The sequence below is a fragment of the Rhodothermales bacterium genome (genome assembly GCA_039944855.1).
In the GTDB taxonomy this organism is placed as follows: Bacteria; Bacteroidota; Rhodothermia; order Rhodothermales; family JANQRZ01; genus JBBSMX01.
In genome coordinates, this window is record JBDUXZ010000019.1 from 1 (window position 1) to 13176 (window position 13176).

The 13176-nt window shown below is 69.6% G+C and carries 11 protein-coding genes; 7 read left to right on the top strand and 4 right to left on the bottom strand.

Going from position 1 to position 13176, the window contains the following annotated elements; genetic code table 11:
• The first annotated feature begins 194 nt into the window (after positions 1 to 194).
• Both ABJF88_08720 and ABJF88_08725 read left to right on the top strand, forming a co-directional pair.
• Positions 195 to 1058: a sulfurtransferase gene (locus tag ABJF88_08720; GenBank protein ID MEP0547002.1), complete on the top strand. Its 864-nt coding sequence runs from the start codon at positions 195 to 197 to the stop codon at positions 1056 to 1058.
• 128 nt (positions 1059 to 1186) lie between these two features.
• Positions 1187 to 1606, top strand: coding sequence for a SufE family protein (locus ABJF88_08725; GenBank protein MEP0547003.1), 420 nt, complete (start codon positions 1187 to 1189; stop codon positions 1604 to 1606).
• Positions 1607 to 1682: 76 nt separating this feature from the next.
• Here ABJF88_08725 and queA read toward each other — a convergent pair whose 3' ends face one another.
• From queA to ABJF88_08740, 3 genes are all read right to left on the bottom strand, one after another.
• A complete protein-coding gene (gene queA, locus ABJF88_08730) occupies positions 1683 to 2714 on the bottom strand; it encodes a tRNA preQ1(34) S-adenosylmethionine ribosyltransferase-isomerase QueA (protein ID MEP0547004.1) in 1032 nt (343 codons plus the stop codon).
• A gap of 252 nt (positions 2715 to 2966) precedes the next feature.
• Positions 2967 to 4313 (bottom strand): serine hydrolase domain-containing protein, encoded by a 1347-nt coding sequence (locus tag ABJF88_08735; GenBank protein MEP0547005.1) that lies wholly within the window; start codon positions 4311 to 4313, stop codon positions 2967 to 2969.
• Between the two features lie 108 nt (positions 4314 to 4421).
• Positions 4422 to 6095, bottom strand: a complete 1674-nt coding sequence (locus ABJF88_08740; GenBank protein MEP0547006.1) for a DUF2357 domain-containing protein — start codon at positions 6093 to 6095, stop codon at positions 4422 to 4424.
• Positions 6096 to 6207: 112 nt separating this feature from the next.
• Here ABJF88_08740 and ABJF88_08745 point away from each other — a divergent pair, with 112 nt between their 5' ends.
• Entirely contained in the window at positions 6208 to 6834 is a 627-nt protein-coding gene (locus ABJF88_08745; protein ID MEP0547007.1) for a GNAT family N-acetyltransferase, read from the top strand.
• 1 nt (position 6835) lies between these two features.
• Here the strand turns inward: ABJF88_08745 and ABJF88_08750 are convergent, their stop codons facing one another.
• Positions 6836 to 8521, bottom strand: coding sequence for an AAA family ATPase (locus ABJF88_08750; GenBank protein ID MEP0547008.1), 1686 nt, complete (start codon positions 8519 to 8521; stop codon positions 6836 to 6838).
• Between the two features lie 199 nt (positions 8522 to 8720).
• On the opposite strand from ABJF88_08750, the gene ABJF88_08755 reads away from it, so the two are divergent.
• The 4 genes from ABJF88_08755 to ABJF88_08770 all read left to right on the top strand — a co-directional run bounded on the left by ABJF88_08755 (position 8721) and on the right by ABJF88_08770 (position 13168).
• Positions 8721 to 10247 (top strand): pectin acetylesterase-family hydrolase, encoded by a 1527-nt coding sequence (locus ABJF88_08755; protein ID MEP0547009.1) that lies wholly within the window; start codon positions 8721 to 8723, stop codon positions 10245 to 10247.
• 191 nt (positions 10248 to 10438) lie between these two features.
• On the top strand, positions 10439 to 12508 hold the full coding sequence (uvrB, locus tag ABJF88_08760) for an excinuclease ABC subunit UvrB (protein MEP0547010.1): 2070 nt from the start codon (positions 10439 to 10441) through the stop codon (positions 12506 to 12508).
• Positions 12509 to 12525: 17 nt separating this feature from the next.
• Positions 12526 to 12852: a nucleotidyltransferase family protein gene (locus ABJF88_08765; GenBank protein MEP0547011.1), complete on the top strand. Its 327-nt coding sequence runs from the start codon at positions 12526 to 12528 to the stop codon at positions 12850 to 12852.
• Positions 12824 to 13168, top strand: coding sequence for a DUF86 domain-containing protein (locus ABJF88_08770; GenBank protein MEP0547012.1), 345 nt, complete (start codon positions 12824 to 12826; stop codon positions 13166 to 13168). Before ABJF88_08765 ends, ABJF88_08770 begins: the two co-directional genes overlap by 29 nt.
• Positions 13169 to 13176 lie beyond the last annotated feature (8 nt).

Genomic DNA, 13176 nt, shown 5'->3' on the forward strand with positions numbered 1-13176 from the left:
CTCCCCCTCGGAGGGGGAGGACAGGTGGGGGTCCGCCTCGCTCGACGCGACCGCATCGGGCTCCTCGAACGCTGCGGACCCCCCGCTCGCCCCGCAAGCGGGGCTTGCTGCCCCCCTCCGAGGGGGGCGAGTCCATAACACACTCTAGCGGCGACCGCGCGGTCGCCGTCCCCCTCCCCCTCATCCCACCCACCATGTCTGACTACGCCAACCCCGACGTCCTCGTCTCCACCGAGTGGGTCGCCGAGCACCTCAGCGACACGCAGCACGTCCGCATCGTCGAGTCCAACGAGGACCTCCTGCTCTACAGCACCGGCCACGTCCCCGGCGCCGTCCACATCGACTGGGTGAACGACCTCCAGGACGACACCGTCCGCGACTACATCGGCCGCGACGAGTTCGCCCGCCTCTGCTCCGAGCGCGGCATCGCCGACGACACGACGGTCGTGTTCTACGGCGACAAGAACAACTGGTGGGCCTGCTACGCCTTCTGGACCTTCAAGCTCTTCGGCCACGCCGACTGCCGGATCATGAACGGCGGGCGCGACAAGTGGATCGCCGAGGACCGCTCGCTCACCAAGACCGTCCCCCACTACCCCTCGACCGACTACGAGCCGCAGGACCCCGACCTCTCGATCCGCGCCTTCCGCGACGAGGTGCTCAAGCACATGAAGAAGGGCGGCGCGATGGTCGATGTTCGCAGCCCGCAGGAGTACATCGGCGAGCTGATGCACATCCCCGGCTACCCCGACGAGGGCGCGCTCCGCGGCGGCCACATCCCCGGCGCCGCGAACGTCCCGTGGTCCCGCGCTGCCGCCGAGGACGGCACGTTCAAGTCGCGCGAGGAGTTGGAGGCGATCTACCTCGACGAGCAGGGCCTCGACGCGAAGGAGGACACGATTGCGTACTGCCGTATCGGCGAGCGCTCCAGCCACACATGGTTCGTGCTGAAGTACCTCCTCGGCTTCAAGGACGTCAAGAACTACGACGGGAGTTGGACCGAGTGGGGCAACCTCGTCGGCGTGCCCATCGAGAAGGGCGAACGCGAGGACGGGTGACAGAGGACGGAGGACAGAGGACAGAGGACAGAGGACAGAAACTTATCCCTGACCCATCGCGCCCGTAGAGACGCAGCATGCTGCGTCTGGCCGAACCGCCCCCGCCCCATCCGAAGGCGTCGAACGACATGAACGAGAAGCTGCAAGAGGCCGTCGAGAACTTCCAGATGCTGGACCCGCAGCTCCGGCTGGAGATGCTGCTGGACTACGCGAACGCGCTGCCCCCGCTCCCCGAGCGGCTCCATGCCCAGCGCGACGCCGGGCTCGGCCGCGTCGTGGAGTGCCAGTCGCCGGTCTACCTCTTCACCTCCGTCGACGACGGCACCGTCCGCCTCTTCGCCGACGTGCCCGAGCAGGCGCCGACCGTGCGCGGCTTCGTCTCCCTCCTCGTCGACGCGCTCGACGGCGCGCCGCCCGCCGAGGTCGCCGCCGTGCCGGACGACCTCCTCCGCCAGCTCGGCATCGCGCAAACGCTCGGGATGACGCGGCAACGCGGCCTCGGCGCCGTCCTCCACCGCATCAAGCACGCCGTCGCCGAAGCGGCGTAGCTGCGCGACTCCGCAGGCACAGCACACTGTATAAACGGCCGGCCGAGGCCGTGCAGGCGCCGGCGGCACCGGTCTGTTACAGGAGCGCCATGGCGTCGCCGTACGAGTAAAAGCGATACCCGCGCGCCACCGCATCCCGGTACGTCTCCATCGTCAGTTCGTACCCCGCGAACGCGGCGACGAGCATGAGGAGCGTCGAGCGGGGGAGGTGGAAATTGGTGATGAGGCGGTCCACGGCGCGGAACCGGTACGGGGACTGGATGAAGATGTCGGTCCAGCCGCTGCCAGCGTGGACGCGGCCGTGCTCGTCGGCCACGCTTTCTAGCGTGCGGACGGTGGTGGTGCCCACTGCCCAGACCGCGCTGCCGCGGGCACGAGCGGCGTTGACGGCGTCGGCGGCCTCCGGCGGGACGCGGTACCACTCCTTATGCATCGGGTGGTCGGCCGGGTCGTCCACCTCCACGGGGCGGAACGTGCCCACGCCCACGTGGAGCACTAGCCGGGCCAGCTCTACCCCCGCCTCTTGCAGCCGCTCGATCAGCTCCGGCGTGAAGTGCAGGCCCGCCGTCGGGGCGGCCACCGAGCCCCGTTCGCGCGCGTAGACCGTCTGATACCGGTCCCGGTCGTCCTCGGTGACCTCCCGTTTCATGTACGGTGGAAGCGGCATCTCGCCGTAGCGAGCGAGCGCGTCCTCCACCGCGAGCGCGCTGCGCAGGCGCACCACGCGTTCGCCGCTGGGAAGGACCTCCACGACCTCGACCGACATCTCGGGCGAGACGTCGATCACGCGGCCGGGGCGCATCTTGGTCCCCGGGCGGACGAGGGCCGTCCAGAGCGATTCGTCCTCCCCCGGGTGCAGGAGGAGCACCTCCGCCTCGCCGCCGCCGGAGCGCCGGCCCCGCAGGCGAGCCGGGAAAACGCGCGTCTCGTTGACCACGAGCACATCACCGGGACGAACGTACGCTACGAGGTCCGAGAACAGGCGGTGGGTCCGTTCCCCGCTCTCGCGGTCGATCACCAAGAGCCTGCTCTGATCGCGGCGCTCGGCCGGATGCTGGGCAATCTGATCGGCGGGGAGGTCGTAGTCGTAGTCGGAGGTTCGATGCATGCAAAGACGAGCGGATAGAGGCACAGGGGCGGCAGGGCGCGGGGGCCAACGGGCGGACCAGCCCGGCAAGGTACCGCCCGGAGCGGGGGCGACTCCGACCGGCACCGGTTCCTCGCCGTCATGCGTAACCCTGTCGGGATGGCGTTCCGGGGCGCAGCGGGGGCCCGTCCTCAACGAGAGAGGGCGATAGCGCAGGCTCGGCGCCGTCCTCCACCGCACCAAGCACGCCGTCGCCGAAGTCAAGTATAGCTACTAGCGGAAATGGCGCTCGAAGGCGTCGAAGATGTCCGCACGCAGCGCTTTGCGCCCGGCCTTTGGTCCGCCGTTGATCATAATGACGATTCCGTTCTTCAGGGAACGATCGACGCTGAAGTATGTAGTCACACCGTCCTGTCCGCCCAAGTGGTGCAGCGTGCGCGAGTAGCCGCCCACGTCGCGATCTGGGCTCAGGTGGACCCCGGTGCCGTACCACCCGCCCGCCTCACCGCCACTGTTCTCTTCATTGCCCGTTTCAAGCGGCTGGATGCACGTGCCGGTGTGACAGATCGGGTTGATCGAACCCAGAATCGGCAAGGGCGGGCAGCCCGCATCACTGGTGCAGGATGCGTTCGAGCTTAGCGTTGCGTGCTGGGCAGGGCGGAGCGCTTCGTGCAGATCGTCTGCCGTGAGGCCGCCTCGCCCCACGCCATCCACGCTGACATTCATGACCTCGCGCAAGAAGGCCGCATACTCCACCGGATGGGCCAGCAGACCGCCCGGAAACTTGACCTCGGCGTACTCGACCTCGCATGCGCAGGGCTCGCTGTCGCAGCCGCGTGCGAGATGGTCCATGCTGGCGGATGCGTCAGCGAAGGTGCTCTCGTCCATACCGAACGGCTCCAAAATCTCGGTCTCCAAGAACTCCTCCCCGTTGCGTCCTGTCTCGGCCAGCAACATCGCTTCGGCCAGCGCGAAGCCCCCGCTCGAATACTTCCACTTCGTGCCGGGCGTGCCAACGATCTCCACGGGATCGGAGCCAATCGGGGTCAGTAGGTCGTCCAGACCGGTCGTCGCGCTGGGGTGAGAGCACTCGGTCCCCGTGGTGGGGCGGTTGAGTCCGGCTGCGTTCTTCAGCAGTCGCCGAATGGAAATCATCTGTGTCGCAGCTACCGCCGCTACGCCCTGAATCCCCTGCACATTGACCCATACGCTCACCAGGCTGCCGGCGTGGCCGGACGCCGTATCGCTCACTTTGCGGCCCAGCCCGAACTCGCCGTGCAGCCGTGCCCCTTTCACCATGCCCAGCCCGGCGACGAACTTGGATAGCGAGGCCGCCTGATAGATCGTCTGGCCGTCTGTCTCGATGCCCGCAGCTCGGTCCTGATAGCCGTAGTGGCCCCGCAGTAGCGTAGGCACGCCGTCCTCGAACACCACGACCGTCGCGCCATCGGCCCCGTGATGTTCCAAGGCTTCGTCGATGGAGACCCCGCTCGCCCCGTCGATCTGAATGTCCTGCGTCATCGCTTGAAAGCGCGTGGCCTCATCGAGCACAGGCCCGCCGCTTCCCGAGCATCCAGCGACGAGGAGAACCAAGCAACCTCCCAGCATCACGTTCTTCATGTGACCCTCCGTAAGCGACGGCCGCGACCGCGCACATAGGTTTACTATAAACAAATAATTACACTCTATTATAACGTGCCGACCTGTGCGAAGTGCGTCGGGTATTGACTACCCAAGCACGAGGCGCAGCCAGCGGTCGAGGTAGGCCGTCGCGCCGGGCAGGAGGGGGATTGCGCCGACGCCGACGGCCTCCACCGCCGTCCACAGCTTGCTCGCGGCGAACGCGCCCGGCGCGGGCTCGCGGTATGGGAAGAGTGCGACGGCCTGCTCGACGGTCCGCTCCCCCGCCGCGCTCACGATCGCGTCGCGGTAACGGTGGAGGTCGCCGAGGGCGGGCTCGGGCGGGCCGGGCGCGCCGTGCCGCCGGGCGTACCCGGTGCTGTCGTCACGGCGGTACTTCGCGTCGAGCACGAAGCGGCGCGTGGTGCCGTCCCGCTCGATGGTCAGCAGCACGTCGGGGCGCTGCGCGAGGAGGCCGGCGCGGGCGGGGAAGCGCGGGTTGTACGTCACCGTCACCCGCCGCCCGTCGGCTTCGAACGCGACGCCGTGCCGCCGCCCGCGCCGCAACAGGAACCGGATGCCGCGGTGCTCGGCGCGGAAGAAGTCGTGCGGGGAGATCGGCCGGTCCAGCACGCGGGCCACGGCGCGGACGACGGTGAGGTAGGCCCACACCTCGTAGAGTGCCCACAGGTCGTTCGTCGCGTGCGGGACGGGGCCGTCGGCGAGGCGGAGGCCGAGCGTGAGCGACTGACAGGCGGCGTGGGCTTCGGCGTAGCCGGGCGCGGTGAGCAGGCGTGGCGTCGGCGCCGGCGGCGGGCCGGGCGAGGCAGCGGCGAGCGGCGCGAGCCGGAGAAGTCGGGCGAGGCGGGCTTCGGTGTCGGCGAGGTCGGCGAGCACGCGGCGGCGGCGGGCCGAGGCCGGGCCACGGGACTCGTCGGCGTGGAGTTCGGCAAGCGTGCGGCGGGCGGCGGCGGTGCGGGCGCGGAGCCAGCGGTGCTCGGACGTATCGAGCGTGGCGCGGGCGAGGCGTTCCGTGAGGCGGGCGCGGACGGGCACGCCGGACCGGAGCGCCTGCACAGGACCGGCACCGCGCCCCTGCCGGACGGCGGCACGCAGCGAGGCATCGGGCCGCTGCACGCGCTCGGCGCGGACGAGCGTCGGCTCGCGGAGGAGATCGCGGCGGGGGTGCGCGGCGATGTGGTCGAGCGCGGCTTCGAGCGTGGGGAGCGCGCGGCGGACGAGCGTCAGCCACGTCGCCCGGCGCGGCGGGGCCGAGGTCGCGACGGCAGGCGACGCCGTCGCGCGGAGATAGTCCAGCGCGAGCCCGGCGAGGGCTTCGTCCACCTCGTCGCGCATCGCCTCCACGTCCGCCCACGCCGCCTTTGTCGGCTCCACGTCCACCTCGAACGCGACCTCCTCCTCCCCATCGACGGCGATGACGAACGTGCTCCGCCCAATCTGCCCGCCGAAATTGACCGTGCCCGCGACGACGCGCCCGCCGTCCTCCCGCGCGAGGCCGCCCACGACTACGGGGTCGCGGTGCCGGATCTCGACCACTCCGTGCGGGCTCGCAGCGAACAGGCGGTACGTCGTCTGCTCGGCCAACCGGAGCGGAGCGCCGGCTACGACGGGCATGCCGTTCGCTTCGACGTGCGGCGCCGCGTCGGTCCGAAGCGGGCGTACGGCGAGGACGCCGGGCGGAGCCGTGGCGTCGGGCGGAGCGGTGGGGCCGCTCCAGGTCAGCCGAACGCGATTGGTGGTGATGGAGAACAGCGGGGGCATGGGAAATCGGGCGTGAGAAAGCGCGCGTTCTCCCCGAACAGGCGGTCGCCCAAATCGGTTGCACCAGAGTCCCCCCGTCCGTAACTAAGGACCCCGCCCGCTCCTCCCCTCCATGCTCCCTGCCTCCGACCCGCCAGCCCCTCGCGGACCGTCGCTCCACCTCAAGTTGGAGGACGGGCGGCCGGTCCTGCTCCGCCCGGTCCTGCCGGAGGACGCACCGCTGATCCAGCAAGGGTTGGAGCGGCTGTCGGCCGCCTCCCGGACCTCGCGCTTCTTCGCCCCGGTGTCCCACCTCTCCGACGCCCAGCTCGACTACCTCACCCACGTCGACCAGGTGAACCACGTCGCGTGGGGCGCGCTCGACCTCTCGACGGACGAGGTTCTCGGGCTCGGCATCGGCCGGTTCGCGCGGCTGCCGTCCGAGCCCGAGGTCGCCGAAGTCGCCCTCGCCGTCGTCGATGCATCGCAAGGGCATGGGCTCGGGAGCCTCCTGTTCGGCGTGCTCTACTGCCTCGCCCGCGCGCAGGGCGTGACCGCGTTCCGCGCCGTCGTCATGCCGCACAACCAGGGCCTCGTCGAGCGCCTCCGCGCGATCGGCGGGGTCGTGCACCACGAAGAGGGGCAGGTGCTCATCGACGTGCCCGTCGTGACCGACACCGACCTGCTGCCGTCCACGCCCGAAGCGGACGGCCTCAAGCGCGTACTCCGCATGGTGGAAGCGGCGCTCGCCGAGGCGTGAGTTACTCCCAGAACGACGCGAACCCGTCGGCCAGCAGCCGGTCCGTCATGAGCGCGAGGCGGGCGGCGGTGCGGGGATAGCGCGCCGCAGGCATCACCGGCGGGCGACCGCTGCGCTCCCACGCTTCGATCCGCTCGCGCACGTCATCGTCCAAGCGGAGCGGCGTGCCGTCGGAGGCCCAGCCCAGGAGCGCGAAGAGGGCCTGCCGGACGCTGCGGCTGCCCCCGGCGATGCGCGGCAGCAGCTTCATGAACAGGGCGAGGTCGAGCGGGTCAACGGCCTCGCCGTCGCGGGTGCGGAAGGCGTCGGGCGTTTCCGCCGCGTGGAGGACGAAGAGCGCCGCCTCGTCGCGCAGCCGGTAGCCGACGCCGAGCCCGGCGGGCGCGAGCAGCCCGTTCGCCTCCGTCAGCACGGCGACGACGCGCTCGACCTTCGCGGCCACCCGCTCCGAGAGATCGGCGAGCCCGCCGAGGGTGAGGGCACGTGGTCGCCACGCCGCGACGGGCCACGGCTCCGGCGGCGACATTTCCTCCTGCGGCGACACCTTGCGCCACGTCCCGAGGTCCACGTCGGAGAGTTCGAGCGTGAACGCGCGGTCGAGCACCTTCCGGCTGAACCCGTACGCGCTCTCGTCCATGTTCACCGTCCCGACGAGCCCGAGGTTCGGCGGCAGCGTCACAGCGCGGTCGGCGAGAAGCGGTGCGCTCTCGAACCCGCCGCCGGGCGCGAGGCGGCGGCTCTCGATCCGGCTCAGCACTTCGGCGAGGTAGTGCTCGGGCCGGGCGAGGTTCATCTCGTCGAGCACGGCGACGGTGAAGCCCCCGCGCTCGGCGGCTTCGCGGGCGACGGTGAGGAGCGCGCCGGGCCGGAAGTCGCCCTGCAGATCGGTGTAGCCGAGCACATCGGCGCTGTCGGTCCAGTCGGGGCGCACGGGGATGACGTGGGCGGTTCCGCCCGTGGCCTCCGCCACGAGTACGGGGAGCCGGCTCTTCCCGACGCCCGTCACCCCGGCGAGGATCACGAGCGGCTTCGTCCGCAGCGCCGTCACATACGCCGCGATCTGCCACGGCTGATACACGAACCCCCGCGCCGCGACGGCGTCGATCAGCCGTTCCAGCGCCGCCGCTCGGTCCCACTCCGCCAGTTCGGGCTGATAACCGCTCGCCGGCTCGCCGACGACCGAGGCGGGCTCCTCGCCCCGCTGCGCCTGCCGGAGCCGCTCGAACGCCGCCATCAGCTCGTCGAAGCTGCGGCCTTCGCGGGCGCGGACGAGGAACTCCAGCACCTTCCCGTCGATGCTCGGGAGCGGGTGGACGACGCGCTGCGCGACGGCGCGGAACTGCCGGTCGGGGTCGTCGAGGTCCGGGTACTCGTCGAGCACGGTGAGCTTGCCGGCGAAGGCGTCGTAAGCCACCCACGCCTCCTCGCTCAGCCGGACGAGCGGGCGGACGCGGACACGGTGCGGGTAGTGGCCGCCCGGCACGAGCGCCGTCGCGTCCTCGAACGGTGGACTCGTCACTTCGTAGAGCCCGGCGATGACGCGGCGGCCCGGGAGGTACGCCACGATCCGGTCGCCCGGCCGAACCGCCTGCATCGCCTGCCGCCCCACGCGCCGCACGGCGAACGTGCCGGCGCGGTCGTAGACCGGGAAATTGTCGGGAGGGACGGACCAGAGCCAGTAAGCCATCGGAGAGCGAAATGGGAGGCGGAGGGTCGCGCGGCGGCGCCCGGTTCGGACGGGCCGCGCCCGGCCGGGATCGGACGCAACGCCGTGAAGATAGGCGAGGCTCCACGAACGGAGGCCGCGCCGGGCCGACGGGGCTTGTCCTGCGTGCGGCACGGCGTTACCATTGCTCCTTCTCCTCAACCCATCCCACGGCCTCCCTATGCTGCACCTGCGCTCCCGTTTCCTCCCCGTGCTCTGCCTCGGCACCCTCCTCCTCGCCCTCCCCGCCTGCGACTCCGACGATCCGGTCGACCAAGACAGCATCGTCGTGATCGCGCAGGACACGCCCGAACTGAGCATCCTCGTCCAGGCCCTCACCGAAGCGAACCTCGTGACGGCGCTCAACGGCACCGGCCCGTTCACGGTCTTCGCTCCGACGGACGCCGCGTTCGAAGCCTTCCTCGACGAGCGCGAGATCACGGCCGCGCAGCTCCTCGCCCGGCCCGACCTCGCCCAGATCCTGCGCTACCACGTCGTCCAGACGGCCGCGCTCTCGTCCGACCTCACCGACGGCCAGACCCTCACGACGCTCGAAGGCAGCACGCTCGAAGTCGACATCGACGGCGACACGATCTCGCTCATCGGCGAGACCAACACCGTCACCGTCACGACGGCCAACATCGAGGCGAGCAACGGCGTCGTCCACCTCGTCGACGACGTGCTCCTCCCGGCCGACCTCATCGGCGACGGCCCGCTCGCCGACGCGGCGACGAACCCCGGCACGTGGACGTTCGTCGAGACCGACGGCGCGAAGTGCCGCGACGGCTCCGACACCGGCTTCGGCGTCCGGCTCCAGGAAGGCGCCGAGAACCTCATGATCTACCTCGAAGGCGGCGGCGCGTGCTTCAACGAGCAGACCTGCGGCAGCAATCGGTCGAGCTTCGATGCGAACGACTTCGCAGCTCTCGCGGCAGCGCGCGGGAACGCCGGCATCTTCAACACCACGCTGAGCGGTAACCCCGTCAGCGCGTGGAACATGGTCTATGTCCCGTACTGCACAGGCGACGTGCAAGGCGGCAACGCGCCGAACGCCGTCGTGCCCGGCGTGCCCGGCATGCAGCAGTTCGTCGGCCACCGGAACGTCGGGCTCTACCTCGACATCCTCGACCGCTACCTAGAGGACGCGGACCAAGTGCTCCTGACCGGCGCGAGCGCGGGCGGCTTCGGCACGCTCGTCAACTTCGCCCAGGTCGCCGACACGTTCGAGGGCGCCGACCTCACGCTCTACGACGACTCCGGCCCGGCCTTCTTCGCCGACGACGTGTTCAGCCCCCAGCTCGGCGGCGCGTTCGTCGCGCTCTACAACTTCCCCGCCTCCTTCCCCGCCGACGCCGCCCCGCTCTTCGCGCCCGACGGCCTCCAAGGGATCTACGCCTACTACGACGCCCGCTACCCGGACGCGAACTTCGGCCTCTCGTCGTACCTCGAAGACCAGACGATCCGGTTCTTCTTCGGCTTCGGCCAGCCTGACGGCACGATCACCGGGCCGGAGTACGAGGCCGGACTCCTGGACCTCAACGCTATGGCGCCGGAGAGTTGGAAGGTGTACTACGCCCCCGGCACGGCGCACACCTTCATCGGCGCCGACGCGACCTACTTCGGCACCTCGGAGGGCGTCGCGCTCAACAGCTGGCTCGGAGCGCTCCTCGACGGTGACGCCCCCGACGTAATCCCCGTCACGCCGTAACCGGCAGCCCACGGATCGCGCTCGCCGCGCTTCGCGACCCCGCTCTGGATTCGTCCGGGGCGGGGTTTTCTGTGGGCCCCCGGCGGAACGCGCACGCGCTGAGGCTCTTACAACAGGCTCGGTGCCATAGCGTTGGCACCGCTGGATCGTATGCTGCCGCGTTCGCCCTCTCCCAAGCCTCCCCCCGCCCGATGGCCATCACGAAGATCGACACGCCGTTCCGCCTCGACGCCCCGTTCCGGCCGATGGGCGACCAGCCCGGCGCGATCGCCGAGCTGACCGAGGGCGTCTTCCGCGGCGACCGCTACCAGACGCTCCTCGGCGCGACGGGCACGGGCAAGACCTTCAGCGTCAGCCACGTCGTCCAGAACGCGGGTAAGCCGACGCTCGTCATCTCGCACAATAAGACGCTCGCGGCCCAGCTCTACGCCGAGCTCCGCTCGTTCTTCCCGAACAACGCCGTCGAGTTCTTCATCTCGTACTACGACTACTACCAGCCCGAGGCGTACATCGTCTCCTCGGACACGTACATCGAGAAGGACCTCGCCATCAATGAGGAGATCGACCGGCTCCGGCTCCGCGCCACGTCGGCGCTCGTGAGCGGGCGGCAGGACGTGATCATCGTCGCGTCGGTGTCGTGCATCTACGGCCTCGGCGACCCGAAGGAGTACAAGGCGCAGATCGTCCAGGTCAGCCCCGGCGCCGTCGTCCCGCGCGACGAACTCCTGCGGAAGCTGGTCAACATTTTCTATACGCGCAACGACATCGAGTTCGAGCCCGGCATGTTCCGCGTGCGCGGCGACGTCGTCGAGATCTTCCCGGCCTACCTCGAAGACCTCGCCTACCGGATCTCGATGTGGGGCGATGAGGTCGAGTCCGTCGCCACGTTCGACCCGGTGACGGGGCAGGAGAAGGCGAAGGAGAACCTCCTCACGATCTACCCCGCGAAACACTTCGTCACGCCGAAGGACCAGATCGACCGCTCGATCGCGAGCATCGAGGAGGAGCTGCGGTGGCGGCTCGCCGTGCTCCGCAACGAGGGCAACATGATCGCGGCGCAGCGGCTGGAGCAGCGGACCGTCTTCGATATCGAGATGATCAAGGAGATCGGCTACTGCTCGGGGATCGAGAACTACTCGCGCCACATGGACGGCCGCGCGCCCGGCACCCGCCCCTACTGCCTGCTCGACTACTTCCAGCAGAGCGTCGGCGACGAATGGATGATGGTGATCGACGAGAGCCACGTCACGATCCCGCAGGTGCGCGGGATGTACAACGGCGACCGCGCCCGCAAGCTGAACCTCGTCGAACACGGCTTCCGCCTGCCGTCGGCGCTCGACAACCGGCCGCTGACGTTCGAGGAGTTCGAGAACTTCCACCACCGTGTCCTCTTCGTCAGCGCCACGCCCGCCGACTACGAGTTGGAGCAGAGCGAGGGCATCGTCGTCGAGCAGATCATCCGCCCGACCGGCATCCTCGATCCCGAGGTCGATGTCCGCCCCGTCGACAACCAGATCGACGACCTCCTCGACGAGATCCGCACGCGTGTCAACCGGAACGAGCGCGTGCTCGTGACCACGCTTACGAAGCGGATGAGCGAGGACCTGACCGACTACCTCGACAGCTTCGGCGTCCGCGTCCAGTACCTCCACTCTGACATCGATGCGCTCGCCCGCGTCGACATCCTCCGCGACCTCCGCCTCGGCGAGTTCGACGTGCTCGTCGGCGTAAACCTCCTGCGCGAGGGGCTCGACCTCCCCGAAGTCTCGCTCGTCGCGATCCTCGACGCCGACAAAGAGGGCTTCCTCCGCTCCGAGCGCTCGCTGATCCAGACGGCGGGCCGTGCCGCACGCAACGCGAACTCGCGCGTGATCATGTACGCCAACAAGGTCACGGACTCGATGCAGCGGATGATGGACGAGACCGAGCGCCGCCGCGAGATCCAGCAGGCCTACAACGAGGAGCACGGCATCACCCCGACGACCGTCACGAAGTCCACGGACCAGATCCGCCGCGGCACTGCGATCGCCGACCACAAGCCGGCCCACGACGAGCGGCGCGACGTGCAGTACTACGCCGGCCCCGACCAGCTCCCCCGCGTCGCCGACCCCGTGGTGAAGTACCTCACCGACGACCAGAAGCGCGACCTCGTCGCCCAGCTCACGCGCGAGATGGAGACGGCCGCGGAGAACCTCGAGTTCGAGAAGGCCGCCGAGCTCCGCGACTCGATCGCTCAGATCGAAGGCGAACTCGCGGCCTGACGCCGTATGTTGGAGCCATGCTCGACCTCACACCCCACCGAGAAGCCATCGCCGACTTCGCCCGCCGCTGGAAGGTGAAGGAGCTGGCGCTGTTCGGCTCCGCCCTCCGCGACGACTTCGGGCCGGAGAGCGACGTGGACCTCCTCGTCACGTTCGAGCCCGACGCTCCGTGGAGCCTGTTCGACATCGTCACGATGCAGGACGAATTGGTCACCGTGTTCCAGCGGCCGGTGGACCTCATATCGCGCCGTGCCGTGAGGCGAAGCAAGAACCCGCTTCGCCGGGCGTCCATCCTCGACTCGGCCCGCACGATCTATGAAGCACGTCCGCGTCACGCTGCTTGATGTCTATCAAGCGGGACAGCTCGCCCTAGACTTCGCGCGCGATGTGCCCAGTGCCGCGGCCCTCCAGGACGACCTCAAGACGAGGGCGGCTGTGCTGCACCAACTCCTCGTCCTCGGAGAGGCCGTCAAGCGACTGCCGGATTCCTTTCGCGCAGGTCACCCTGCGATCCCGTGGAGGCAGATGAGCGGACTGCGCGACGTGCTGATCCACGCCTATGACGCCGTGGACGAGGAGGAAGTCTGGCGCGTCCTCCAGCACGATCTCCCCACTGTGCTGGCCCAACTCGAACCCCTGCTCCCGCCTATCCCGGAGTGACGCGACGC

Coding starts and splice junctions, on each gene's coding strand:
- ABJF88_08750 (MEP0547008.1), bottom strand. CDS start 8,521: ATGGCTTACTGGCTCTGGTCCGTCCCTCCCGACAATTTCCCGGTCTAC.
- ABJF88_08745 (MEP0547007.1), top strand. CDS start 6,208: ATGCTCCCTGCCTCCGACCCGCCAGCCCCTCGCGGACCGTCGCTCCAC.
- ABJF88_08725 (MEP0547003.1), top strand. CDS start 1,187: ATGAACGAGAAGCTGCAAGAGGCCGTCGAGAACTTCCAGATGCTGGAC.
- ABJF88_08755 (MEP0547009.1), top strand. CDS start 8,721: ATGCTGCACCTGCGCTCCCGTTTCCTCCCCGTGCTCTGCCTCGGCACC.
- ABJF88_08735 (MEP0547005.1), bottom strand. CDS start 4,313: ATGAAGAACGTGATGCTGGGAGGTTGCTTGGTTCTCCTCGTCGCTGGA.
- ABJF88_08740 (MEP0547006.1), bottom strand. CDS start 6,095: ATGCCCCCGCTGTTCTCCATCACCACCAATCGCGTTCGGCTGACCTGG.
- uvrB (MEP0547010.1), top strand. CDS start 10,439: ATGGCCATCACGAAGATCGACACGCCGTTCCGCCTCGACGCCCCGTTC.
- ABJF88_08765 (MEP0547011.1), top strand. CDS start 12,526: ATGCTCGACCTCACACCCCACCGAGAAGCCATCGCCGACTTCGCCCGC.
- ABJF88_08770 (MEP0547012.1), top strand. CDS start 12,824: ATGAAGCACGTCCGCGTCACGCTGCTTGATGTCTATCAAGCGGGACAG.
- queA (MEP0547004.1), bottom strand. CDS start 2,714: ATGCATCGAACCTCCGACTACGACTACGACCTCCCCGCCGATCAGATT.
- ABJF88_08720 (MEP0547002.1), top strand. CDS start 195: ATGTCTGACTACGCCAACCCCGACGTCCTCGTCTCCACCGAGTGGGTC.